The sequence below is a fragment of the Mesonia oceanica genome (assembly GCF_902499555.1).
Lineage (GTDB): Bacteria > Bacteroidota > Bacteroidia > Flavobacteriales > Flavobacteriaceae > Mesonia > Mesonia oceanica.
Window position 1 is genome coordinate 120,753 of sequence record NZ_CABVMM010000010.1, and the last position, 24,148, is coordinate 144,900.

19 protein-coding genes and 1 tRNA gene are annotated in these 24,148 nt (G+C 36.8%); 14 read left to right on the forward strand and 6 right to left on the reverse strand.

What is annotated here, in order from left to right:
- Both FVB9532_RS13140 and FVB9532_RS13145 read right to left on the reverse strand, forming a co-directional pair.
- Positions 1–1,668 (reverse strand): RagB/SusD family nutrient uptake outer membrane protein, encoded by a 1,668-nt coding sequence (locus FVB9532_RS13140; protein ID WP_150545639.1) that lies wholly within the window; start codon positions 1,666–1,668, stop codon positions 1–3.
- A 10-nt stretch (positions 1,669–1,678) separates the two neighbouring features.
- On the reverse strand, positions 1,679–4,852 hold the full coding sequence (locus tag FVB9532_RS13145; RefSeq protein WP_150545640.1) for a SusC/RagA family TonB-linked outer membrane protein: 3,174 nt from the start codon (positions 4,850–4,852) through the stop codon (positions 1,679–1,681).
- Positions 4,853–5,269: 417 nt separating this feature from the next.
- On the opposite strand from FVB9532_RS13145, the gene FVB9532_RS13150 reads away from it, so the two are divergent.
- From FVB9532_RS13150 to FVB9532_RS13165, 4 genes are read left to right on the forward strand one after another with little or no spacing between them, the layout of a single operon-like run.
- Positions 5,270–5,896 (forward strand): DUF4403 family protein, encoded by a 627-nt coding sequence (locus tag FVB9532_RS13150; RefSeq protein WP_150545641.1) that lies wholly within the window; start codon positions 5,270–5,272, stop codon positions 5,894–5,896.
- A 41-nt stretch (positions 5,897–5,937) separates the two neighbouring features.
- Positions 5,938–6,669, forward strand: a complete 732-nt coding sequence (locus tag FVB9532_RS13155; protein WP_150545642.1) for a carboxypeptidase-like regulatory domain-containing protein — start codon at positions 5,938–5,940, stop codon at positions 6,667–6,669.
- Positions 6,670–7,347: a carboxypeptidase-like regulatory domain-containing protein gene (locus tag FVB9532_RS13160; protein ID WP_150545643.1), complete on the forward strand. Its 678-nt coding sequence runs from the start codon at positions 6,670–6,672 to the stop codon at positions 7,345–7,347. It abuts the gene before it with no gap.
- A gap of 4 nt (positions 7,348–7,351) precedes the next feature.
- Complete coding sequence (locus FVB9532_RS13165; protein WP_150545644.1) at positions 7,352–8,107, forward strand: carboxypeptidase-like regulatory domain-containing protein; 756 nt, start codon at positions 7,352–7,354, stop codon at positions 8,105–8,107.
- A gap of 41 nt (positions 8,108–8,148) precedes the next feature.
- Here the strand turns inward: FVB9532_RS13165 and FVB9532_RS13170 are convergent, their stop codons facing one another.
- The 3 genes from FVB9532_RS13170 to FVB9532_RS13180 all read right to left on the reverse strand — a co-directional run bounded on the left by FVB9532_RS13170 (position 8,149) and on the right by FVB9532_RS13180 (position 10,834).
- Positions 8,149–9,249 (reverse strand): slipin family protein, encoded by a 1,101-nt coding sequence (locus FVB9532_RS13170; RefSeq protein ID WP_150545645.1) that lies wholly within the window; start codon positions 9,247–9,249, stop codon positions 8,149–8,151.
- A 928-nt stretch (positions 9,250–10,177) separates the two neighbouring features.
- A tRNA-Phe gene (locus FVB9532_RS13175) sits at positions 10,178–10,250 on the reverse strand.
- A 47-nt stretch (positions 10,251–10,297) separates the two neighbouring features.
- Positions 10,298–10,834 carry a hypothetical protein gene (locus FVB9532_RS13180; protein WP_013072382.1) on the reverse strand — a complete coding sequence of 179 codons (537 nt, stop codon included), beginning with the start codon at positions 10,832–10,834 and terminating at the stop codon, positions 10,298–10,300.
- A 1,059-nt stretch (positions 10,835–11,893) separates the two neighbouring features.
- On the opposite strand from FVB9532_RS13180, the gene kduI reads away from it, so the two are divergent.
- The 10 genes from kduI (at position 11,894) to FVB9532_RS13230 (ending at position 22,864) form a co-directional block, all read left to right on the forward strand.
- Complete coding sequence (gene kduI / locus FVB9532_RS13185; RefSeq protein WP_150545646.1) at positions 11,894–12,727, forward strand: 5-dehydro-4-deoxy-D-glucuronate isomerase; 834 nt, start codon at positions 11,894–11,896, stop codon at positions 12,725–12,727.
- 6 nt (positions 12,728–12,733) lie between these two features.
- Positions 12,734–13,495 (forward strand): SDR family oxidoreductase, encoded by a 762-nt coding sequence (locus FVB9532_RS13190; protein ID WP_150545647.1) that lies wholly within the window; start codon positions 12,734–12,736, stop codon positions 13,493–13,495.
- 15 nt (positions 13,496–13,510) lie between these two features.
- Positions 13,511–14,914 carry a glucuronate isomerase gene (uxaC, locus tag FVB9532_RS13195; protein WP_150545648.1) on the forward strand — a complete coding sequence of 468 codons (1,404 nt, stop codon included), beginning with the start codon at positions 13,511–13,513 and terminating at the stop codon, positions 14,912–14,914.
- Positions 14,915–15,937, forward strand: coding sequence for a sugar kinase (locus tag FVB9532_RS13200; protein ID WP_150545649.1), 1,023 nt, complete (start codon positions 14,915–14,917; stop codon positions 15,935–15,937).
- Between the two features lie 380 nt (positions 15,938–16,317).
- Complete coding sequence (locus tag FVB9532_RS13205; protein ID WP_150545650.1) at positions 16,318–16,989, forward strand: bifunctional 4-hydroxy-2-oxoglutarate aldolase/2-dehydro-3-deoxy-phosphogluconate aldolase; 672 nt, start codon at positions 16,318–16,320, stop codon at positions 16,987–16,989.
- The gene (locus FVB9532_RS13210; protein ID WP_150545651.1) at positions 16,986–17,972 is read left to right on the forward strand and encodes a TRAP transporter substrate-binding protein; all 987 of its coding nucleotides are present in this window, start codon (positions 16,986–16,988) and stop codon (positions 17,970–17,972) included. Before FVB9532_RS13205 ends, FVB9532_RS13210 begins: the two co-directional genes overlap by 4 nt.
- A gap of 6 nt (positions 17,973–17,978) precedes the next feature.
- Positions 17,979–18,449: a TRAP transporter small permease gene (locus tag FVB9532_RS13215; protein WP_150545652.1), complete on the forward strand. Its 471-nt coding sequence runs from the start codon at positions 17,979–17,981 to the stop codon at positions 18,447–18,449.
- Entirely contained in the window at positions 18,446–19,735 is a 1,290-nt protein-coding gene (locus FVB9532_RS13220) for a TRAP transporter large permease (RefSeq protein WP_150545653.1), read from the forward strand. Before FVB9532_RS13215 ends, FVB9532_RS13220 begins: the two co-directional genes overlap by 4 nt.
- Positions 19,736–19,758: 23 nt before the next feature.
- On the forward strand, positions 19,759–21,213 hold the full coding sequence (locus FVB9532_RS13225; RefSeq protein ID WP_150545654.1) for a tagaturonate reductase: 1,455 nt from the start codon (positions 19,759–19,761) through the stop codon (positions 21,211–21,213).
- A gap of 34 nt (positions 21,214–21,247) precedes the next feature.
- Entirely contained in the window at positions 21,248–22,864 is a 1,617-nt protein-coding gene (locus tag FVB9532_RS13230) for a UxaA family hydrolase (RefSeq protein WP_150545655.1), read from the forward strand.
- Here the strand turns inward: FVB9532_RS13230 and FVB9532_RS13235 are convergent.
- Positions 22,859–23,887, reverse strand: a complete 1,029-nt coding sequence (locus tag FVB9532_RS13235; protein WP_150545656.1) for a LacI family DNA-binding transcriptional regulator — start codon at positions 23,885–23,887, stop codon at positions 22,859–22,861. The two genes, FVB9532_RS13230 and FVB9532_RS13235, sit on opposite strands and share 6 nt — an antisense overlap.
- Positions 23,888–24,148 lie beyond the last annotated feature (261 nt).

The following is a 24,148-nucleotide window of genomic DNA, read 5'->3' on the forward strand; positions in this document are numbered from 1 at the left end:
TTAGTATCCTGTGTTTTGCGTTACAAGATCTTTTGGGGTTCCATCTATATATCGTTGAGGAATAGGCCAATATTCATTGGTCCCTGCCTTAAATTGTGCATTCATTAAATGACTTCTTCTGGTTTTTTCAACCTCAAGATACGAGTTGATTACACTACTGGCTTTCCCCCAGCGTACCAGATTGAAGAATCGATGTCCTTCCATAGCAAGTTCTAGGCGTGTTTCAAGGTGAACAGCTTCCCGAGCTAGCTCTTGATCTGTCCAGACGCTTTCATAAGTTGCTATGTTATAATTAGCAGCATCTTCTGTTCCTTCCAGTTTTTTTACCGTAGCTGTATTGGCAGCACGACCTCTAATTTGATTTACCAGTTGTCTGGATTCTTCCAGATTATTCAATTCTACAGCAGCTTCAGCCCTCCAAAGAACTACTTCGGCATATCGAATGATGTAATAATTCAAGGCATTTACATACGGCCAAACTTTTACATAAAACGCTGAATTTGCAGATACAATCCGCTTTTTGGGACCATAAGGTCCATAAGTGGCTAAATCCCGTGCCCAACTTTCTTCATATAGAATACCTAAATCTTTATAAGGAATACCTGGCCTTCCTACGGTAATATCAAGACGAGGATCAATTAAATCTTCATCAGAAAGATCTGTATTGTTATTGGCTACAGGTAAACCATTCGTATTGGTTTTATAGGCATTTACCAAGTTTTGTGATGGACGGTGAAAACCGTACTGAGCGTAAAAGGGTCCTCCCGGTGCTGATAACCGGTCACCTATACTACCATTGTAGTTGCTTGCCTGTCCGTCATTAATTGTATGTTGTACTGCAAAAATGATTTCCTTACTGTTATCATTTTCAGGAAGAAATACTTCTTGAAAATCGTCTAACAAGCCATAGTTGCTTTCCATAACTTCGGTAGAAGCATCAAAGGCTTGTTGCCACTTCTTTTGAAATAAGTAGCACTTGGTAAGATAGGCTTTTGCGGCAATTTTTGTAGGTCTTCCTGCTTCTGATTGAGTTTCGGGTAAGCCTTCATAAGCGGTTTGAAAGTTAGCTTCTATTTTAGCCCACAGTTCTTCAGAAGTAAACTCGGTATTCGACCTAGCATAGTCTTCTACAGTTATTGCCGACTCATCAATGTACGGGATGTGGTTGTAGATTTTTTTCAACTCAAAATAATAATGCCCGCGTAGAAAATGAAGTTCCGCTAAACGTTGCACTTTAAGATTTGCATCAAAAGCCTCTGAAGCCTTGAGCAATTTTAGGGCTTCGTTACAGCGTTTAACTCCTTCATAAAGTGCCATCCATTTACGTTCTACATCTATTATAGTTGGATTTGTATTGAAAATTTCCATCTGATGGATATTATTTTGGTCACCGGTACCACCTCCTCCTTTATACGCATCGTCAGAGACTACATCTCCAAAGCTCCAGTTGGAGTCTGGTGAATTAAATGCATTACTGGCGGTATCAAACTGACCATTTAGCACACTGTAGGCAGAGATAATAGCACGCTCTACATTTTCCGGATTGGTCATTTCAGCGGGAGCAACTTCCCCATACGTGGTTTCTTCTAAATAATCATCAGAGCAGGAAAGACTCTGAAAAATAAAAGCAAGAGCTAGAGTATATTGAGTTATTCTAATTAGTTTCATAGTACGTTTTTTAAAAGTTAGCATTGATACCTAAAGAGAAGGTGCGTGAAGGTGGGTAAATACCGCGATCTACACCAATGTCCAGGTTTCGGTTACTAGAAGAATAATTTTGAAGACCTATTTGTGGGTTCATGCCGCTATAGTCTGTAAGGGTAAACAGGTTTGTGGCCTGTGCATAAACGCGCAGTTCAATACCGCTTAACTTTTCGGCACTAAACGTATAACCCAGTTGCGCATTGTTTAACTTAAAATAAGAACCGTTTTCTACATAATACGAAGAAGGCCTGATGTTGTTATTGGGGTCATCTAAGGATAAACGCGGGATTGAAGAATTTGAGTTTTCCGGAGTCCAAGCATTTAATAAGGCGCTGTCTTTATTGTAAGCCGCCTGATTAAAGAAATTGGTTTTGTACTTGGTTAAATTGTAGAGGTCATTGCCAAAGCTTCCATTAAAGAATAAGCCCAAATCAAAATTCTTATAGGTAAAATTCATATTCAACCCTAAAAGTACATCGGGATGGGGAGAGCCTATAAAGGTACGGTCTTCGTTATCTATAACACCATCTCCATTTACATCTTTAAAACGGATATCACCAGGCTGGGCATTAGGCTGCAAACCATAATCAGCAACTTCCTGAGCCGTTTTAAACAAACCATTTGCTACATACCCGTAAAACGAACCAATAGGTTGTCCCATAGCACTTCGGGAAACTTCCTGATCAAAATTAACACTGTGTAAGGTAGAGCTTGGGATACCCAAATACGAAACGCTGTTTAACTCGGTCAACTCGTTTTTATAGGTGGTAAGGTTTAAAGCAAAATTGTAAGTAAATGCGTTGCTGTTATCGGCATACGAAAGGTCAATTTCAAAACCTTTATTTTCCATCTTACCGTCATTAATCCACTGTCCATCATTGGTACCTCCATAAGTAAGGGGAATGATGTTGTAAACTAGAATGTTTTTGGTTTTTTTATTGAAGTATTCCGCAGTTAATTGCAGTTTATTATTAAAAAAACCAAGATCAACACCTACCGTACTTTGTGTAGAAGTCTCCCATTCTAAATTTTGATTAGGCACCCTTGTTTGCGTAAGACCTGTACTCACAGTAGTTTGTTCGCCCTCAATACCATAATCAGAGTAGGCGTTGTTATTGCTGTAACTGTCTACTGTAGAATAGGAAGGTACTTGTTGATTTCCGGTTTGTCCCCAGCTTCCACGTAGTAAGAATGAAGAAAATGTATCGTCAAAGTCAAAGAAATCTTCGCGATCTATACGCCATCCTGCAGAAAATGCAGGAAAGGTTCCCCAGTTGTTGTTCGCCAATCGCGAGGTACCGTCACGTCTTACCGTAGCTGTAAACAAATACTTCTGATCATAATTGTATTTCGCTTGGGCAAAGTAGGAGTTAAGCGTCCATTCATTAGCAGAACCTGAGTTTAGTTGATTTTGGGTTCCGTAAGACAGGTATCTAAAGTTGGGATCCTCATAAAGGAAGTTTTGTCTGGAAGCACTAAAACCTTCATAGTAGTACTTAATGGCTTCTTGACCTAACAAAATATCTAGGTTATTAAGGTCGATATTTTTTGAATAATTTAGCGTATTGGTCCAGGTTAGCTGATAGTTGAAATTGTTTATGGTATTTAAGGAATTAATGTTGTTTTGTGCAAGAATTTCATCATAAACCGGTGAAAAAGAACGTTGATTATTCGATTGATAATCTAAACCTAAGGAGGTACGAGCTGTAAAATCACTAATGTTTAACTCTGCAAAAACATTACCCAGTGCCTGAATACTTTTTAACTTATTGTCTTTTCCACGTTCTAAACTACCTAGCGGATTTGCCAGATCATTTAAAGGGTTTCCGGCATAGTTCCCGTTTATATCTCTTACCGGAACAATAGAAGGAAATTGCAATGCATTGTAAACAATACTTCCCAAAGCACTATTGGTTCCTACAGATACCCGTTCTTTATAAGAGGCGGTAAAGTTTTCACCTATGGTAACTAAGTCGTGTATTTTATAACTTGAATTGAACCGAGCAGAGAAACGCTCAAAACCGGTGTGTTTTATAATTCCTTCCTGATTGAAATAACCCAGTGATAAGGAATGCTGTGCTTTTTCATCGCCTTTAGAAATCGAAAGGTTGTACGATTGAACAGATGCAGGCTGCATAATCTCAGAAATCCAGTCTACATCTCCACTAGGTATGGTGTTTTCATCATTAAGCCACTGTGGTATTGTAGGTGTGTTAGGATTATTACCATAAATATCACTTTCAGGAGTTTTTCCATCGTTTTTCGACGCTTGCCATAATAAATCTCCATATTGCTGCGCATTTAGCATGTTAGGTAAATTAAAGGAAGAAGATATTCCGTAGTAAGCATCAAGATTAACATTGTACGCTCCGTTTTTACTTCCCTTTTTGGTCGTCACTACCACAACGCCGTTAGCGGCACGCGAACCATAAATGGAAGAAGAAGCAGCATCTTTAAGAACCTGAATGGTTTCGATATCTGCGGGATTAATTCCGTTTAAACCATTAGAGACCGGAACACCATCCACAACAATGAGTGGATCGTTATTGTTAACTGTACCAAAACCCCTAACGCGAATAGAGGTTCCGCCCCCCGGACTGTTATCACTCATTATCTGAACACCCGGCAAACGTCCTTCTAACATTTCGGTGACATTTGAGGTAGGGATAGAAGTTATTTCTTCGGGATTTATAGAGGCAATAGATGCTGTTACATTTCTTCGTGCCTCCTTACCATAACCGGTAATCACCACTTCATCAAGCACGTTATCATCTTCCTGCAGTTGAATGTTAAGCGGACTTAATGATTCTACCGTAAGTTCTTGTGTTTTAAAACCTACATATGAAATTTTAATTATAGCAGGTAGCTCACTAAGGGGGAGACTAAAATTACCATCAAAATCAGTTGAGGTTCCATTAGTGCTGTTGGCTTCCATTACAGATGCACCCGGTAATGGCATTCCGTTGTTATCTAAAACAACACCTGTTAAGGTTTGTTGAATTATTGGATTAGGATTTGTCTTTTTAGAATTAAGCGTATTGGGAGTTGAAGCAAATACGGTTGAATGGGCTAAAAGGAGAATAAAAGCGGCGAGATAGCAAGCCGATTGGTTGAAATTAGTAGAAAATTTGAGTATTTTGTGTTTCATCAGATTTTAACTATGGGGTTGTACTGTAGTTTTTTGAAAGATGCCGTTTCTATTACAATCATAAACGGCTTTAAATTTTAGGCTAATTGAAGTAGTTTTTTCGTATGGCAGTGAATTTTAGTTAAACATCTATTCATTTTATTTCGCAAATAAATTGAATAACATAAAACCTAACCTTATCTAAATATTATCTGTTGTTTAAGTATTAAAACGATTTATAAAAATCTTTAACGATAGATTTACTTTAAACAAATATTGATGAGCTATAGTTTAACTAAGCGTATATTAGATTTGATTTTTAAGAAGTACGGGGGTACTTGAATCATTAAGGATTAATCCCTGACTTTTTGTTTCATTTTGATGTTAGTACTGGTTTTTGTATTTTTTAGTTGAAGATATGTTCACTAAGTTTATAGAATGAAGGAAGAAAATAATACCCACCAAATCGACGGAATATCAATCCAAATACCGATCAAGATAAAATTAGAAGCCATAGAAAAAGTGCTTCAGCAGAAGTTAGTCGGTTTTAAAATTCAGAAGGAGGAAGGCAGTGGCAAACAATTTGGTGAAATCTTATCCTTAGAGTTGTTTCCCGGGGAAGCTGGTTACGATGTATGTATTCGTCAAGAAGTTTTAATGAAAACAGTATTGTTCAATAATAGAAAAATCAGTTTTAGCTTTCAGGTAAAACTGGGTTACGATGAAGACACGCAAGAACTCAAAATTGAAAATTACAAAGCCGACGGAGAACATAAAACATGGCTCACCAATAAATTACTGAAATTAATAATGACCATGCTTTTTAAAAAGAAACTAGGAGGAACTTCCAAATTTCTTTTGACTCCGAAACTTAATGAGATGTTAGATCAGCTTAACGAAAAACTGGAAAATATAATAGAAGTAAAAAAAGGCATACGCTTGTTTGGAGCGATAAATAGTTTTAAAATAATTGATCTTTATTTTAAAGAAACCGGATTGATTGCATTGGTCAGCTTAAAAGGAGATCTTGCCGCTGAAGTTTCTGAAATTGAACTTCCCGATTAGAAAATTCTACTTATATTTAAAGGTGATTTAATCTTAATATATTGAAATTCAAACTCAACATCCCAGAACCTTGCCACGAAGACTGGCAACAAATGTCGCCTACACAAAAGGGGAAATTTTGTGATAGTTGCCAAAAAGAAGTAATCGATTTTACAAAACTTTCTTCTACAGAAATAGCTCGAAAAACAAAAAACGCAACACAGCTTTGCGGAAGGTTTACCCAATCACAATTAAAACAGGAATATGTTTCCACTTCTCAAAACAGATTAAACCGACTAGGAATTGCGTTGGGTTTAGGTTCAATTGTTGCGATTGCTCAGCCTGGTTTTGCACAAAAAAAGAATGCTAAGGAAGTTAAAGTTCAAACTCAAAAAGATTATCAATTACAAGGAGAAGTAGCTTTAGGCACACAAGTTAAGGATTCTATAACCATAAAAGGAACTGTAACTGATGAAGAAAATATGCCACTTCCAATTGCCCATGTTATCTTAAAAGAAACTGATCTAGGTACTTATACAGATTTTGATGGATTTTTTGAAATACGAATACCAAGTAATTCTTTTGATAAAGAAGTCATTTTAGTTTTTTCAGCAATAGGTATGGAAACCAAAGAGTTGAAAATAGATAAACTTACTAAGGAAATTAATATTGATTTAGCGTCAGATATAGATAATTTAGAAGGCGTTGTAGTAGGAGGAGCATTTGCTTATCGTCCCAACATCTTCCAACGATTTTTAAATCTCTTCCGCAGTAAAGAAAACAAGCGTTATTAAATGAAATTCAAACTCAACATCCCGAAACCTTGCCACGAAGATTGGCAACAGATGTCGCCTACACAAAAGGGGAAATTTTGTGCGAGTTGCCGGAAAGAAGTAATTGATTTTACAAAACTTTCTTCTACAGAAATAGCTCGAAAAACAAAAAACGCAACACAGCTTTGCGGAAGGTTTACCCAATCACAATTAAAACAGGAATATATTTCTCCTTCTCAAAACAGATTAAACCGATTAGGAATTGCGTTGGGTTTAGGTTCAATTGTTGCGATTGCTCAGCCTGGTTTTGCACAAAAAAAGAATGCTAAGGAAGTTAAAGTTCAAACTCAAAAAGATTATCAATTACAAGGTGAAGTGGCTTTAACGACTCAAGCAAATGATTCTATTTCAATAAATGGAATTGTTAAAGATGAAGACGGTACGCCACTTCCAGGTGTAAACGTTGTTCAGCAAAATACTACGAACGGAACACATACCAATTTTGTTGGGAATTTTTCAATTAATATTTCAGAAGAAGATTTTAATTCCGAAGCTTATTTAATTTTTTCTTTTGTTGGTATGCAACAAGCTGTGATAAGAATACAAGAAAAATCTATGAATATTGCCTTGAAGAAAGATGTTTGTAAAAATCAGGATGAAATGATAAGAGGTAAAGTTGAAGTGAAAAAGAGTAAATAAGTATATGAAATTCAAACTCAACATCCCGGAACCTTGCCACGAAGATTGGCAGAAAATGTCGCCAACGCAAAAAGGTAAGTTTTGTGCGAGTTGCCAGAAAGAAGTGATCGATTTTACTAAGCTATCTGCGACAGAAATTGCCCGAAAAACAAAAAACGCAACACAGCTTTGTGGTCGGTTTACTTCAACGCAATTAGAACAAGAGTACATTTCGGGTTCTCAAAACTCACTTTCCAGATTAGGTATTGCTTTAGGTTTGGGGTCAATAATCGCGGTAGCTCAACCCAGTTTTGCACAGGAAAAACGGAAAACCCAAAAATCCGTTTTAGATTTTCAAGAAAATATAAAAAATTCAGTTAATGAAAAAGTTGATATTAATAAAATCTTAGAAAATCGAGCAGCAGTTTGTGGTTTGATGGAGGAAATATCTATAAGTGGTACCGTAACAAATCACGATGGTTTTCCTATTCCTGGGGTTAATGTGATTAGTCAAAATTCATCTGAAAGCACACACACTGACTTTGATGGAAATTTTGAATTTTCGATATATAAACCGCACAATGTTGATATTGATGTTGTGTTAGTTTTTTCAAGTGTAGGAATGGAAACCGAATATTCTACGATCAATACTGAAATAAAATCTCACTCTTTAAATATTAAGATGACCGGAGATGTTTTAGGCGAATTTATTATAAGCAAACCCAATATCTTCAAACGATTCCTCAACCTTTTCCGAAGTAAGGAAAACAAACGTTATTAGAAAATAGAAAGAGGCCAATCTTTTACCATTAGCCTCTTTACTTAAGTATTCACCGCAAAAATTTCTTTTAGCTGTTTAACCATTCCACCATTACCGTTTAGGGTGATTTCCCCAATTTTGTCGGCAATTTTTTCAACATACTCCATTTCCTTTAGTTTGTACAACATTTCGTTGTCAGCCATCAATTTAGCCGTATTCAACAAACTTCGGGTAGAAGCAGTTTCTTCCCTTCTGGTAATCACACTTGCCTGTGCTCTTTTTTCAGCAATCAATACCTGGTTCATAATATCTTTCATTTCACCAGTTAAAATCACATCTTTAATACCACAAGACAAGAGTTGAACACCTAGATCCTCGGTTACTTCAAGTACTTCTGTAAAAACAGATTCAGCAATCGTCACTTTGTTAGAAAGCAATTCATCCAAGGTGTATTGTCCCACAAATGCTCTAAGGCTTAACTGCAAGGCCACATACAATTGCTTGCTGTAATCTTTGTTGTCTAAAATTGCCTTTTCGCTATTCACTACTTTGTGGTTTGCAAAAAAGTTAATTCTAATTGCTGCCTTATCTTTGGTTAACAATTCCTGACCGCTAACTTCCAGTTGCAAATGCCTTAAATCTACACGAGCAATTTTTACACTGGTGTCGTTTTTCCAAAATCGGTAGATACCGGCATTGAGCTTTTGTGTGTAAACATCATCGATCATCAACAAAGCTTCTTCGTGGGCTGATACTTCAAAAACCCTTACAAATCTTGCCAATTCGTACCTGGAAAGTAAGTTGCTATCAATTTCTTTAGGGATTTCTAGCTGACTCATATCTGCTTTTATAAAGTTGTAATCCAACAATTTATTCCAGAACAAATGTCTCCCCGAAGTTAATACTTCCCTGAAATTTCCGTTTTCAAAAACCAAAACCAACTCCTGATCTTTCACTTCTACGACATGTAACATTTCAATCAACTCATTACAATCCTTCACCATTTCAAAAGCAACAGGCAATTCAAGTCTTTTGGTAAGATCGTATCTAATCAACATTTCATTAAAAAATAGCCAATGAGTTCCTTTTTCAAGCACCTTGATCAATTCGCCATTTTTAAAAACCAAACCAACACTTCCGTTGGTAATTCTAACTCGTTTCATTTTCTTTTTATTTAAAATTCAACATTCAATTTTGGCAATTCTAGAACCTGCCTACTTTTAAAAGTATATTTTGGGCGTACCCCTAACGGGTCGGGCTTTTCGCTGTATCTTTTTAAATTTCAAAAATTTAAAAAGGATACCGCTACAATCCCTTACGCAATTTTCAATCATCAAAAAACCTAAAAGCGAATGATCTTCACCTTGCGGAACCTTCAATAATTGATTACGGCCACCATCGGTTTTATAAGTTTTAAACTTAAGAATTTGGCTTTTTCTAGCCTTTATTATTAAGCTCAAGCATTACAAAAGCAATAGCTTTCGTTACTAAGTGATTGTGGGTTCTGGCAAGGCTCAGATTGCTCCTTCTAATCATAGAATTTGCCCATTCACTTTTTCGGTTTTTTAGTTGTCAGTTTTAAAGCATAACGGCTTGGGAGACCTGTTTTACGAGCGGTCAACTACTTGTGACTAGATTAAAGTCTAGCTTCCTACTCTGCCAATTGAGTTACAAAAGCCTTTAGCTTTTGACGGGACTCGAACCCGCATAGAGAAATCTGTTGTTCTAACCGAGCTGAACTATAATGTTTAAAACATTAGTGGGAGTCGAACCCACGACCTACAGAGCCGTGCAATAATTATGGTATACTGCGAACCTTCAAACCAAGTTGAACATAAAATCATTATACTTTTCAGCAATGTATTATGCAATAGTGCTATACAGAAACACCCAACAAGACCTGAATTTGAAATTTTTATGTACCTGTGTTTGATTTAAGAATTGATTACCAACATTTTGGGTCATTGAGTGAATTTTTAAGGAAAATTTGTATCGAAATGCCACCAAAATGGAAGCTTCGATACAAAATCTTTTGCAAAGATTTCACTCAGCCTCCGCTCCAAGATTCTCTTAAATCAAACACAGGTTAGGAGGAACAGACAGGAATCGAACCTGTATCTTCAGATTTTCAGTCTGTCGCATAGACCTGCTTTGCTACTGTTCCAAATTCGGGCAATGCATTTTTACATTGCCCGGCGCCCGTCAAACCGCCTATTTCTTTTTCTTCTTTTTGTTTTTCTTGTTCTTATTTTTCGATTTTTTCTTTTTAGGCATTTTGTCTTTAATCCTATCTTTTTCAGCTTTTAAAAACGAGATGTAGCCATTGTTAAAAGCATATTTTTTAGCCATTTTAAAGCTTTTAAGCGCTTTTTTATAGGTAAACAAAGCCTCGTAAATTTGTCCTTGAATGGTGTAAATCACCCCCTTGTCGGTCCCTTTTACTTTTAACGCAAAATCGATAAGTTTTAAAGCTTCCTCGTAATCCTCGTTAGCAAGCAAAGCATATAAATAATCAGGATAAATGCTCGCCATTTCCATATTATTGGCCAAAGCTTCTGCATACAAGGATTTAGCTATTTCATAATCGCCTAACTGTTCCGAGTGTATTTTGGCTAACAAGCATAAGGCTTTAGCGTTGGTAGGTTCATAAGAAAGCGCATAATTTAAGGCCTCTATGGTTTCTTCCAACTCATAAGGATAAGCGTCGAGTGCTTTAAATAAATAGATGTTATGTAAATTCGTGTCCATCACGGTTTAAATTTTGTTCTTTAATTGTTAGTTTAAGAACCGCGACAGATCAATAAGAGTGAAGAAAATTCAGTCTGAAAATAAATCTGAAGCGGTTAGGTCTTGGCTTCAGATTTTTTCATTTATAACGAATTATAAGTATAAAAATCTTGAAGCGCTTTTTCACAAGTCCAATCACCTGGCTCTAAATATATATGTGATGTAAATTGCATACTTCTTGCTTTTAATTGTTTCGCTTGATTGCGGTGCAAATATGTAAACTATTTTTTAATCTCACAACTTAAATTTGAATTTATTTTACTGAAAATCAGTTAGTTGGATATGTGTTTAAGCATAGGAATTCCTGTCCGCTAATAGCAGATTTTCTTCCAATGGTCTAAAAAATTCAGAATGAATAATTTAGTAGTTCGTTTGTTCAAATATGTGTGTGTTAAAGTTGTTCAATAAATTTTCAAATTAATTCATAAAAAAAGCGTCTAAAAATAATTTCTAGACGCTTTTGCTTATTTAAAAATATAATTTCTTCTATTATTTTCCTTTAAAACAACACATAGCGTCCCTGTCTGAACCAAAACCAGGTTCAATTTTCCCGTCTATTCGTAAGCATAGACTTAGCGGATGATATGTGTTTTGTGTTTTCATTTCTCGGCAAATATATACTTTTCTGTTAAAATATTTTTGGTGTATTTGGTTATTTTAATTGAAAAACCTGGTTCTCGATACAATTTTGCTTTGTTGTACTATGCAAAATCACTCGAAATGACATACGCCAATTAGATAGGATCAATTTCTTAAATTCATTTGAACAATCTTAAAATTCCTTAATTCATCAAATTAATAGCTTTTTTACAACTCATTATTTATAAATAATTCATTTTTAACACAAAAAAACTGCTAAATATTGAAATCGTAAAAAAACATTTATATATTTGTGTAATCGATTGCATAAAGTTAAATTAGTAACTCCAAAATTCAGGTGAGTGCAGGATGCAATCCTATAAGATTAGTAAGAAATTGCTAGTTCTATAAATAAAAGACAAATCAATTAAACACAAAGCTATGACTAAATCAGAATTTAGATATGCGCATCATCCCGAAGATGTGAAAAAATATACTACAGAAGAACTTCGAGAGCATTTCCTAATTCCGGAGTTGTTTGTGAAAAATCAGATTAGCTTAACCTACACCATGTACGATCGTTACATTGCCGGTGGTGCTTTTCCGGTAGATCAAGCTTTAAAATTAGAAACGATCGACGAGTTAAAATCCAAAAACTTTTTAGACCGTCGCGAACTAGGAGTAATTAATGTAGGCGGTAAAGGAAAGGTAACCGTAGATGGGGAAGTTTACGAAATTGGTCATCGGGAAGCCATTTATATAGGTCGCGGCACCAAAGAAGTGATTTTTGAAGCCACCGGGGAGCAGCCTTATTTTTATATCAACTCAGCTCCGGCACATACATCTTATCCAACCAAAAAGGTAACGAAAGCGGAAGCTGAGGTGGTAGAATTAGGAGATACCAAAACCTCTAATAAACGTGTGATCAATAAATTATTGGTGAATAGCGTGATTGATACCTGCCAATTACAAATGGGAATGACCGAACTTCAAGAAGGTTGTGTTTGGAACACAATGCCACCACATACGCACGAGCGTAGAATGGAAGTTTACTTTTATTTCGACTTAGAAGAAGGGCAAACCATTAGTCATTTTATGGGGCAACCGCAGGAAACGCGTCATATTTTTATGAAAAACCATCAGGCCGTTATTTCACCCGAATGGTCGATTCACGCCGGTGCCGGAACTTCCAACTATACTTTTATTTGGGGAATGGCAGGAGAGAATTTAGACTATGGTGATATGGATGGGGTAACTCCAGACGAATTAAAATAAGAACAAATGAGTTTATTTAGTTTAGAAGGAAAAACAGCATTAGTTACCGGGTGTAAACGCGGAATAGGTTTTGCAATGGCCGAAGCTTTAGCCGAAGCCGGCGCTAATATTTTAGGCGTTTCAGCTTCCTTAGAATTAGAAGGTTCTAAAATCGAGAAGCGCGTTAAAGAAATGGGGAAGGAGTTTAAAGCCTACCAATGTGATTTTTCAGACCGTAAAGCATTGTATGCCTTTATCGAAAAAGTAAAAGCTGAAAATCCACAAATAGATATATTAGTCAATAATGCCGGAACCATTTTAAGAGCCCCGGCAGCCGAACATTCCGATGAATATTGGGATAAAGTAATTGAAGTCAACCAAAACGCACAGTTCATTTTAACCCGGGAAATCGGAAAAGAAATGTTGAAACGCGGACACGGAAAAGTAATTTTTACCGCTTCCTTACTAACCTTTCAGGGCGGGATTACCGTTCCCGGTTATGCCGCTTCCAAAGGCGCTATTGGTCAGTTAACGATGGCATTTTCAAATGAGTGGGCATCTAAAGGTGTTCAGGTGAATTCCATCGCACCCGGTTATATTGCTACCGATAATACACAAGCCTTACGTGATAATGAAGAGCGTAGCGAAGCGATTTTAGCAAGAATCCCTGCAGGTCGTTGGGGAAAACCAGAAGACTTTAAAGGACCAATAACCTTTCTCGCTTCCAAAGCCAGTGATTATATGACCGGAAGCATCCTTACCGTCGATGGCGGTTGGATGGGACGTTAAACAGAAACAAAACAAATGAGTACAAAGACCTTTATAACAGATAATTTTTTGTTGGAAAATAAATATGCTGAAGAATTATACCATCAGTATGCCAAAAATCAACCGATTATCGATTATCATAACCACCTGCCTCCCGCGCAAATTGAGGCCGATACACAATTTGAAAATATTTCTCGTGTTTGGCTTAATGGCGATCATTACAAATGGCGTGCGATGCGAACCTTGGGAGTCAATGAAAAATACATTACCGGTGATGCCAGTGATCAAGAAAAATTTGAAGCCTGGGGGAAAACCGTTCCGCACACGCTTCGCAATCCATTGTATCATTGGACGCATTTAGAATTAAAACGTTATTTCGGGATTGATGAATTGCTGAATGAAAACAATGCTTCTACCATTTATAAAAACGTAAATGCACAATTGCAGCAACAAGAAAATTCGTGTAGAGGATTGTTAAAGCAAATGAATGTGGAAACGCTTTGTACTACTGAAGATCCTACAGACGATTTAAAACATCACCAAAGCATCAAGCAACAAAATATTGGCATTAAAGTAAGTACCGCTTTTCGTCCCGATAAATCCATCTTGATTGATGCAGAAGGCTACACCGATTATCTAAAAGAATTAGGAAAAGTTGCTGAGGTTGATATTCAGAGTTTTCAAGATTTAAAAGATGCGTTACAGAAGCGTATCGAGTATTTTGATGAAAATGGCTGTAAATTGTGCGATCACGGATTAAACGCGATGTCTTTTGCTGAATTTACCGAAGCTGAGATCAATACGATTTTTAAAAACAAGCTTTCCGGAAAAGAGGTTTCAGCCACAGATGCTGAAAAATTTAAAACTGCGATTTTACTGTTTTTAAGTGAAACCTACCATCAATTTGGATGGGTGCAACAATTCCATTTAGGCGCGCTTCGGAATAACAACAAACGAATGTTAGCGCAACTCGGACCCGATACCGGTTGGGATTCGATAGGCGATTATAGTCAGGCCGAAAAATTGTCCCGATTTTTAAATACCTTAGATGGAAAAGATAAACTGACCAAAACTATTTTATATAACCTGAATCCTGCCGATAATGAAGTATTTGCCACCATGATTGGTAACTTTAACGATGGCAGCGTAAAAGGCAAAGTACAATGGGGCTCGGGTTGGTGGTTTTTGGACCAGAAAGACGGAATGGAAAAGCAAATGAATGCGCTTTCCAATATGGGCTTAATTAGCTGTTTTATTGGGATGTTAACCGATTCCAGAAGCTTCCTTTCGTTCCCGAGGCACGAATATTTTAGAAGGGTGTTGTGTAACCTCTTCGGAAAAGAAATGGCTTCGGGTGAATTACCCCAGGATATGGATTTGGTAGGAAGTACCATTGCCAATATTTGCTATGGAAATGCCAAGGATTATTTCAGCTTTTAAATGAAAAACTCAAAACAACATAAAAAAATTGTTTCCTTCGGAGAAGTCCTAATGCGCTTATCGCCTGCAGAAAACAGGAAGCTTCCGCAGGCAAGAACAATGGATTTTTACTTTGGTGGCACCGAGATGAACGTTGCGGCTTCCTTAGCCTATTTTGGCGAGAAAACCCAACAAGTAACCAATGTCTCTAAAGATTTGGTAGGCGATGCTGCTATTGCAGCGATGCGCCAGTTTGGGATCGATGTCTCCGCCGTCAATAAAGTAGATCATCCATTGGGAATTTACTTTTTAGAGGTCGGTTCAGGATTACGCGCTAGTAAAATTGCCTATAATCGTTTACACGGAAGTTTTGCCAATATCACTCCAGAAAGTGTCAATTGGGAAGAAGTGCTAGAAGGTGCCGGTTTTTTACATTGGACTGGAATTTCACCGGCTATTTCAGAAGGCGCTTACCAAACCTTAAAAGAAGGTTTGCAGGTTGCTCGGGAAAAAGGAATTGCCGTAACCGCAGATCCTGCTTACCGAAGTAATCTTTGGAAATATGGAAAAGACGGTCATGAAATTTTAAAAGAACTGGTAGGGATGTCAACCATTTTTGTGGGTGGCGTTAATGAAATTAATGAGATTTTAAAAACCGATTTCGATTTTTCTAAAGAAGGTTTTATCGAGGCAAGCAAAGCTTTACTAGAAGCTTGTCCTTCTATCGAAAAAGTGTTTGATAAAGTTCGCGATGGCGTAAGTGCTTCTTGGCAAAAAATCTATGGTCGTGCGTGGACGGGTAGCGAATATATTGAAACCCAACAATTAGAAATCACCAATGTAGTCGACCGGATTGGGACTGGAGATGCCTATGCCGCCGGACTTATTTATGGCTTAATTCATTTTGACGATCAACAAGCCCTGAATTTCGCCAATGCCGCCTGTGCCTTAAAACACACCATTTTAGGCGATGCCAATCTGGTAAGCCCAGAAGAAGTGTTGGAAGTCATTGAAGGAAGCACCGGTGGGAGGATAAAAAGGTAGGAACGGCGACTGAGTGATTGCGATCTAAGGAGCAATTGTATCGAAGCCAGAGTGTAGATGGGGAATTGAGTAATTAGAAAGTAGAGAATAGAATATAAAAAATAGACGCTAGATTCCAGAAGAGGATAAAAGAACCTAGAAGTTTCACTTCGAGTGATTTTATTGTAGCGATAGCGGAAATAAAATAGTATCGAGAAGTAATAAGAAACATGTAGAGTGTTTCTTGCAAGGTTTCTAAAACCTTGTAGGTATGATGAAGAAAAGTCAATCGTTGAAATTGAAAACAGATCTTATAAGTTTCAAAAATAAGTGAGGTCTAGTAAATCCTGATTAAGGATTTTTTTAAAAACATAGATAAATTAATTTATAACCATTATTAAATGGCACAATATTCAAGAATAGCAGTAGCAGAGCAAATGAAAGCAACAGGAATTGTTCCTGTGTTTTATCATGCCGATGTGCAAACCTGTAAAGATATTTTAAAAGCCTGCTACGACGGCGGCGCTCGTATATTTGAATTTACCAACCGTGGAGATTTTGCCCACGAGGTATTCGCCGAGCTGGTGAAATATGCTACTAAAGAATTACCTGGAATGATGTTGGGCGTAGGTTCTGTGATTGATGCAGGAACTACCGCTTTATACCTTCAGTTGGGCGCAAACTTCATCGTTTCCCCATTGATCAATGCTGAAATGGCAAAAACCTGTAACCGTAGAAAAGTAGCTTGGATGCCGGGTTGCGGTTCCGTAACCGAAATTAATTATGCTGAAGAACTAGGCGCTGAAGTCGTTAAGATTTTTCCCGGTTCCCAAGTGGGCGGACCTTCATTTGTGAAAGCCGTAAAAGGACCATTACCTTGGTCTAGTATTATGCCTACCGGTGGTGTTTCTCCTACCGAAGAAAATTTAAAAGAATGGTTTTCGGCCGGAGTTCATTGCGTAGGTATTGGTTCTAAATTATTTCAGAAAAAAGAAGACGGTAGTTTCGATTTAAAGAAAGTAGAAGAGAAGGTGCAGGAAGCTATTCAAATTGTAGAAAGTTTAAAGAAATGATTTCAACCAAAAGAAAAATAGCAGTAGGTATTCTACTGGCTTTTGCTTTGGTTTTTTCAGCTTGTAAAAAAGAAGGAAAAACAAAAGTAATTCGTTTAGGTCATGCCTTGGATGTGACGCATCCGGTACATAAAGCCATGAAATTTATGGCCGATCGTGTTGAAGAAAAATCGAATGGCGAATTAAGAATAGATATTTATCCAAGTCAGCAATTAGGCTCAGAAAGAGAATTACTAGAACTTTTGCAAATCGGGAGTTTAGGGATGACAAAAGTTTCTACAGGAACTTTAGAGAATTTCGCACCAGAATTGAAAGTGTTTGGTTTGCCCTTTTTATTTAGAGATCGTCAGCATCGTTTTGACGTTTTAGAAAGTGAAATAGGAGAAAATTTATTAGAGTCCAGTGTACGAAATCGTTTGAAAGGATTGACTTTTTACGATGCTGGAAGTAGAAGTTTTTACAGTACCCAAGCATTAAATTCCCCTGCAGATTTAAAAGGACAGAAAATACGGGTAATGGAAAGTCAGACTGCCATTAATATGGTAAAATATCTGGGCGGTTCACCAACACCGGTAAGTTGGGGGGAACTTTATACTGCTTTGCAGCAAGGAATTGTAGATGGAGCAGAGAATAACCTGCCTAGTTTTTACCTGTCTTACCATTATGAGGTTTGTAAATATTATATGGTAGATGAGCATACCGCGCTTCCCGATGAACTTTTAATTAGTACTGTGGTTTGGAATAAACTTTCTAAACAACAGCAAAAGTGGGTGAAGGAAGCCGCAATGGAATCTTCAGAATACGAAAAAGAGATTTGGCGTAAAGCCGAATTGCATGCCTTAGAAGAAATAAAAAAAGCTGGTGTAAAAGTTACTTATCCAGAGAAAGAACAATTTAGGGAAATGGTTCAGCCAATGTATGATGAATTTAAGAAAGATCCGGAGATGAAGAAAACCATTGAAGCTATTCAAGCTATAAAATAATAGTGAATGATGAAAAAAAGTTTAGATAAAATACTAGGAAGCACATTGGTCTTTTTAATGGCTTTTATTGTACTTGCCGTCCTATGGCAGGTGTTTTCCCGTTATGTTTTACAAAACCCAAGTTCTGTAACCGAAGAAATTGCACGTTACTTAATGATTTGGATCGGAATTTTAGGAGCGGCTTATGCTTCAGGGCAACAAGAACATTTAGCCATTAATATACTTCCTCCTAAATTAAGTGAACGCAATCGTATTTGTCTACGAATAGGCATCAACATTCTCATTATGCTGTTTAGTTTGTTTGCTTTGATTATTGGTGGCGGTAATTTGGTTTGGGTAAATTATTTACTGGGACAAACTTCTGCAGCCTTGCATTTGCCTTTATCGGTAGTTTACGCGGTATTACCTATAAGCGGAATCCTTATTATTTTCTACAAATTAAATGAAGTGTTCAACCCTAAAAAATACTTGCTATGATTGCAGAAATATTATTGTTGGTCATTTCGTTTTTAATTCTACTAAGTTTAGGGGTTCCCGTAGCTTGGTCTATTGGTATTTCCTGTTTACTAACTTTAGCCGTTTCTATAGATTCGCTTGCCGCTTTTACCACAATGGCACAACGCATGGCAACGGGGCTGGACAGTTTTTCCTTATTGGCCATTCCGTTTTTTATTCTCGCAGGACAAATTATGAATCAAGGGGGGATTGCCCATCGGCTCATTAATTTTGCAAAAGCCCTCATTGGCTCGATGCCTGGCGGATTAATTTATGTAAACGTCATCGCAGCGATGCTTTTTGGAGCCATTTCAGGATCAGCAGTAGCAGCCGCTTCAGCCATTGGAGGAATCTTAGGGCCACCGATGGAAAAAGAAAATTATTCCAAAGAGTTTGGTGCTGCCATTAATGTAACTGCTTCTACCACCGGATTGATTATTCCGCCTTCCAATGTATTAATCGTATATTCATTGGCAAGTGGTGGAGTTTCGATTGCAAGTTTGTTTTTGGCCGGTTATATTCCCGGAATTTTAATGGGATTAGCCTTAATGTTAGTTGCTGCTGTTTGGATTAAAAAGAAAAAATACCCGCCGGGAGAAAAAACCAGTGCCAAGAAAATAGCCACTACCTTTTTAGATGCCTTACCTAGTTTGTTACTGTTGGTAGTTGTAATAGGCGGAATCGTTTCCGGGATTTTTACTGCGACCGAAGCTTCAGGAATTGCAGTTTTGTATACTTTAATCCTAGCTACGATTTACAGGGAAATCAACTTAAAGAAATTACACAAAATCTTTTTAAGTTCGGTAGTCACCACTTCAATTGTCTTATTATTAATTGCCACGTCTATGGGAATGTCTTGGGTGATGTCTTTTGAAAATATTCCGCAGACGGTAAGCGATGCCTTACTAGGTTTAAGTGATAATAAATATGTAATTCTTATCATCATTAATTTATTACTGCTTTTTGTAGGGACATTTATGGATATGACGCCTGCTATCTTAATTTTTACGCCTATTTTCTTACCGATTATGCAAAGTCTAGGGGTAGATCCCGTTCATTTCGGGATGATTATGGTCATGAATTTATGTGTAGGCTTATGTACACCGCCGGTAGGATCGGTATTATTTATTGGAGTAGGAGTGGCCAAAACCACTATTCAAAAAGTAATAAAACCCTTGTTGCCACTCTATGTAGTTATGGCAATTATCCTATTATTAGTTACTTATGTGCCACAAATAAGCCTGTGGTTACCAAGTTTATTTGAATAAAATACTTAGAGAATATATACAAAATGAAAAGATTAAATAGACAAAACGCCAATATCACAGAGACTTTACCTATAAAAGTGGTTCAGTTTGGCGAAGGAAACTTTTTAAGGGCCTTTGTCGATTTTGTGATCGATAAATTAAATAAAGAAGCCAATTTTAATGCCGGTGTAGCCGTAATTCAGCCTTTAGCTGGCGGATTAGTAGAACTACTGAATGAACAAGACGGGTTATACAACTTGTTTATGAAAGGTGTGAAGCAAGGCGAAGAAATTCAGGAGCAGCGTACCATTTCCTGTGTTCAGAAAGGAATAAATCCCTATAAGGATTACGATGAATATTTAAAATTAGCCGAAGAAGAAAGCTTAGAATTTATTATTTCGAATACTACAGAAGCCGGAATCGCTTATGACGAGTCAGACACTTTAGAGGGAACGCCGCACAACAGTTTTCCAGCTAAATTAACGGCTTTATTGTATAAAAGATTTCAACATTTTAAAGGAGATAAAGCAAAAGGATTAACGATCATTCCCTGTGAATTAATTAATTACAATGCCGATACTTTAAAGAAAATTATCCTTCAATATGCTGAGTTATGGGAGTTGGAATCCGATTTTGTAAATTGGATCAATAACAGCAACAGCTTTCATAACACGCTGGTAGATCGTATTGTTCCCGGTTATCCAAAAGATGATATCGAAAGTTACCAAAGCAAATTAGAATTAGAAGATAAATTGATTGTTTCCGCAGAAGTTTTTTTACTGTGGGTGATTGAAGGCGGGGAAGAATTAAAAGCAAAAATTCCGTTCGATCAAATCGATGAAAACATTTTAGTGGTAGAAGATATGCAGCCTTACCGAACCCGAAAAGTTCGAATTTTAAATGGTGCACATACCACGATGGTTCCTTTTTCTTTACTCTTCGGAAATGAAACCGTTAAAGAAACCGTAGATCACGAATTTACCGGAGCTTTTGTAAGAGAAGCTATTTTTAATGAAATTATTCCTACACTTTCCTTACCTGAAGAAGAATTAAAAACATTCGCTGAAGAGGTTTTAGATCGATTTAGAAATCCGTTTATCAAACATCAATTGGCGAGTATCGCTTTAAATTCTGTTTCAAAATTTAAGGTCAGGGTGTTACCAAGTTTGTTAGCTTACGAGAATAAATGTAACCGATTACCTTTACATTTAACCTTTGCTTTTGCTTGTTTAATTCGGTTTTATAGAGGAGAATGGAATAATCAAACTCTTCCCATCAACGATGATGAAAGTGTCATGGCCGAATTAAAACGGATTTGGGAATTGCATAGTTATCAGGAAATAAGTGAGCAAGCACTGAAAAACGAAAAATTCTGGGATCAGGATTTAACGCAAGTTCCGGGATTAAAAGATCAGGTAGCAATGGCGTTGGAATTGATAGAAACCAAAGGCATAGAAGAAGGTTATAATAAATTTGTTTCGAAAGTAGCTGTTGAATAATTGTTGAATTAATTTCAGCATAAAATTGAAGAAGATGAAGAATAAATTAATAAAAGTACATCCCGAAGATAATGTTGCCATTGCGTTAACCGATTTATGGCAAGGTGATAAGTTAGATTTTGAAGGTGAAGAAGTAATCGTTTTGTCTGATGTAAAAGCTAAGCATAAAATCACGATGGTCGATCTTGAACCGGAAAGTAAGATTTATATGTATGGCGTTTTAGTAGGTAAAGCAACTTCAAGCATTAAACGCGGCGACGTGCTCACCGTAGATAATGTAAAACACCAAGCCAGTACAACTACCGAAAAAACAGCAACTGTTTCGTACACAGCGCCCGATATTTCAAAGTGGAAAGAGCGCACGTTTATGGGCTACCATCGTAATGACGGACAGGTAGGAACACAAAATGTATGGTTGTTTTTTCCATTGGTTTTTTGTGAAAACAGAAATGTAGAATTGCTGAAAGACGTTTTCGAAAAAGAACTCTCTTTTCATAAATCCAGTAAACAACGAAAATTACTTCGCAATTTAATTAGCGGAGAGAATATTGAACTAAGTGAAGATAAAACCCAAGATGAAGAGCCTATTTTTGATAATGTAGAAGTACGCTTTATAACGCATCAAGGAGGCTGTGGTGGTATTCGACAGGATTCTGTTTCTTTATCAAAATTACTGGCCGGTTATGTAAATAATCCCAATGTGGCCGGAGCAACAGTATTGAGTTTAGGTTGTCAGAACCTTCAGATCGATATTTTTCAAAATGCTTTAGATGCTATTAATCCAGAGTTAGATAAACCTGTTTTAATTTACGAACAGCAACAAGAAGGAACAATTGATGAAATGTTGAATAAGATTATTCGGGATTCTTTCGATGGCATTAAAAAAGCTAATGAAATTCAGCGTCAACCCGCTCCCTTATCTAAACTGAAATTAGGTTTAGAATGTGGAGGATCTGATGGTTTTTCGGGAATTTCAGCAAATCCTTCCTTAGGTTATGCATCCGATTTACTTGCAGCATTAGGCGGTTCACCAATTCTATCAGAATTCCCCGAGTTATGTGGAGTAGAGCAGGAGTTAGTCAATAGATGTGTGGATGAAGAAAAAGCAAAACGTTTTCTAAAACTAATGCGTGCCTATGAAGATGCCGCTGAAGCTTCCGGTTCAGGTTTTGATATGAATCCATCTCCCGGAAACATCAAAGATGGTTTAATTACCGATGCGATGAAATCTGCCGGAGCAGCTAAAAAAGGAGGAACTTCACCTATTCAGGATATTTTAGATTACGGCGAATACGTAACCAAACCCGGATTAAATTTATTGTGTACCCCCGGTAACGATGTAGAAAGTACTACCGCAATGGTAGGTTCGGGCGCTAATGTGGTCGTATTCACCACCGGATTGGGAACACCCACCGGAAATCCAATTGCACCGGTAATTAAGGTAGCCTCCAATTCCATTTTAGCAGGAAGAATGCCAGACATTATCGATATTGATAGTGGAGCCGTTATCAAAGGCGAAAAAACAATTGAGGAAATGGGCGAAGAAATCTTGGAATATATCATCGACGTAGCCAGTGGAGAAACCACCGCTAAAGCCGATCAGAATGATCAAAATGATTTTATTCCATGGAAAAGAGGAGTTTCTCTATAAATTTCGATTAGAAGAATCTCTAATATAAAGTTCGGGAGCAAGTACTACTTTCTTTTCTATAGTAAGGGTCTTGCTTCCTTCTATTTGTTCCAAAAATACCTTAGCAGCATTACGTCCCATCTCCACCGGGGTTTGATCTACAGAAGTAATAGGTAATTCCATATATTTAGTAAAGGGTTCATTACTAAAGCCTACCACACAAACTTCCTCGGGAATTTTAACTCCCATTTTTTTCAACTCTTGAATAGCTCCTAAAGCTGCATAATCACTAGCAGAAAAGATAGCGTCAGGTTTTTCGTCCTCACTCCACAAATCCTGTATGGCAGAAGCTCCTGATTCTAATTTACTATTTACTTGTAAACTGAACTCTTTTATGGGTTCAATGCCATAATCTTTCATCGCAGCGATGTAACCTTCATGACGATTTTTATAAATTTCTAAATTTAAGTCACCTGAAAAGTGAGCAATTTTTTTACATCCTTGTTTTATTAAATGTTCTGTGGCTAAATATCCTCCGCGAAAGTCATCAATCGTAACAGAGCTTAGTCCTGTCACATCTTTTTTACGGTCAAAAAACACCAAAGGAGTGTTTTCTTTTAATACTTTTTCGATATGATCTGTGTCTTGAGTTGTTTTTGCGACCGACATAAAAATACCATCTATCTGTGTATTTAAAAGCGTATCTATTTGCTTAATTTCATTATTTACATCTTCGTGACTTTGGCAAATGATCACGTGATACCCGTGCGGAGAAAGTTCTTCCTCAATACCACGGATTACAGAAGAGAAAAAATTACGGTTAATATAGGGAACAATAACCCCTACATTATGTGTTTTTCCGCTTTTAAGGGCTTGTGCTAATTTATTCTGCTTATAATTCATTTTAGCTGCCGTTTTCATTACCAGTTCTTTGGTTTTTTGGCTGATTTTCGGATTATTATTCAACGCCCTTGAAACGGTAGCAGCACTAATATTCAATTTTTTTGAAATATCGTAAATTGTAACTTTATCTTTTTCTGCCATTTATGCGGTAATTCAATTAAATGTAATCGATTGAAACTTGGTACTTGATGTAGTATCTACTAAGCTCAATATACTATTTATTTTTATTTTATACTTATTGCTATAATAAATTTCTCACGTGAATTGTATATTATTCATACTTTACCAACCTTTAATTAACTTTTTATTAATTTTTATAACATTTTTTTTGCATATTGATAATAAATATATACTTTAGTGCAATCGATTACAAAATTATATTTTAATTGAATTATTAAGAGT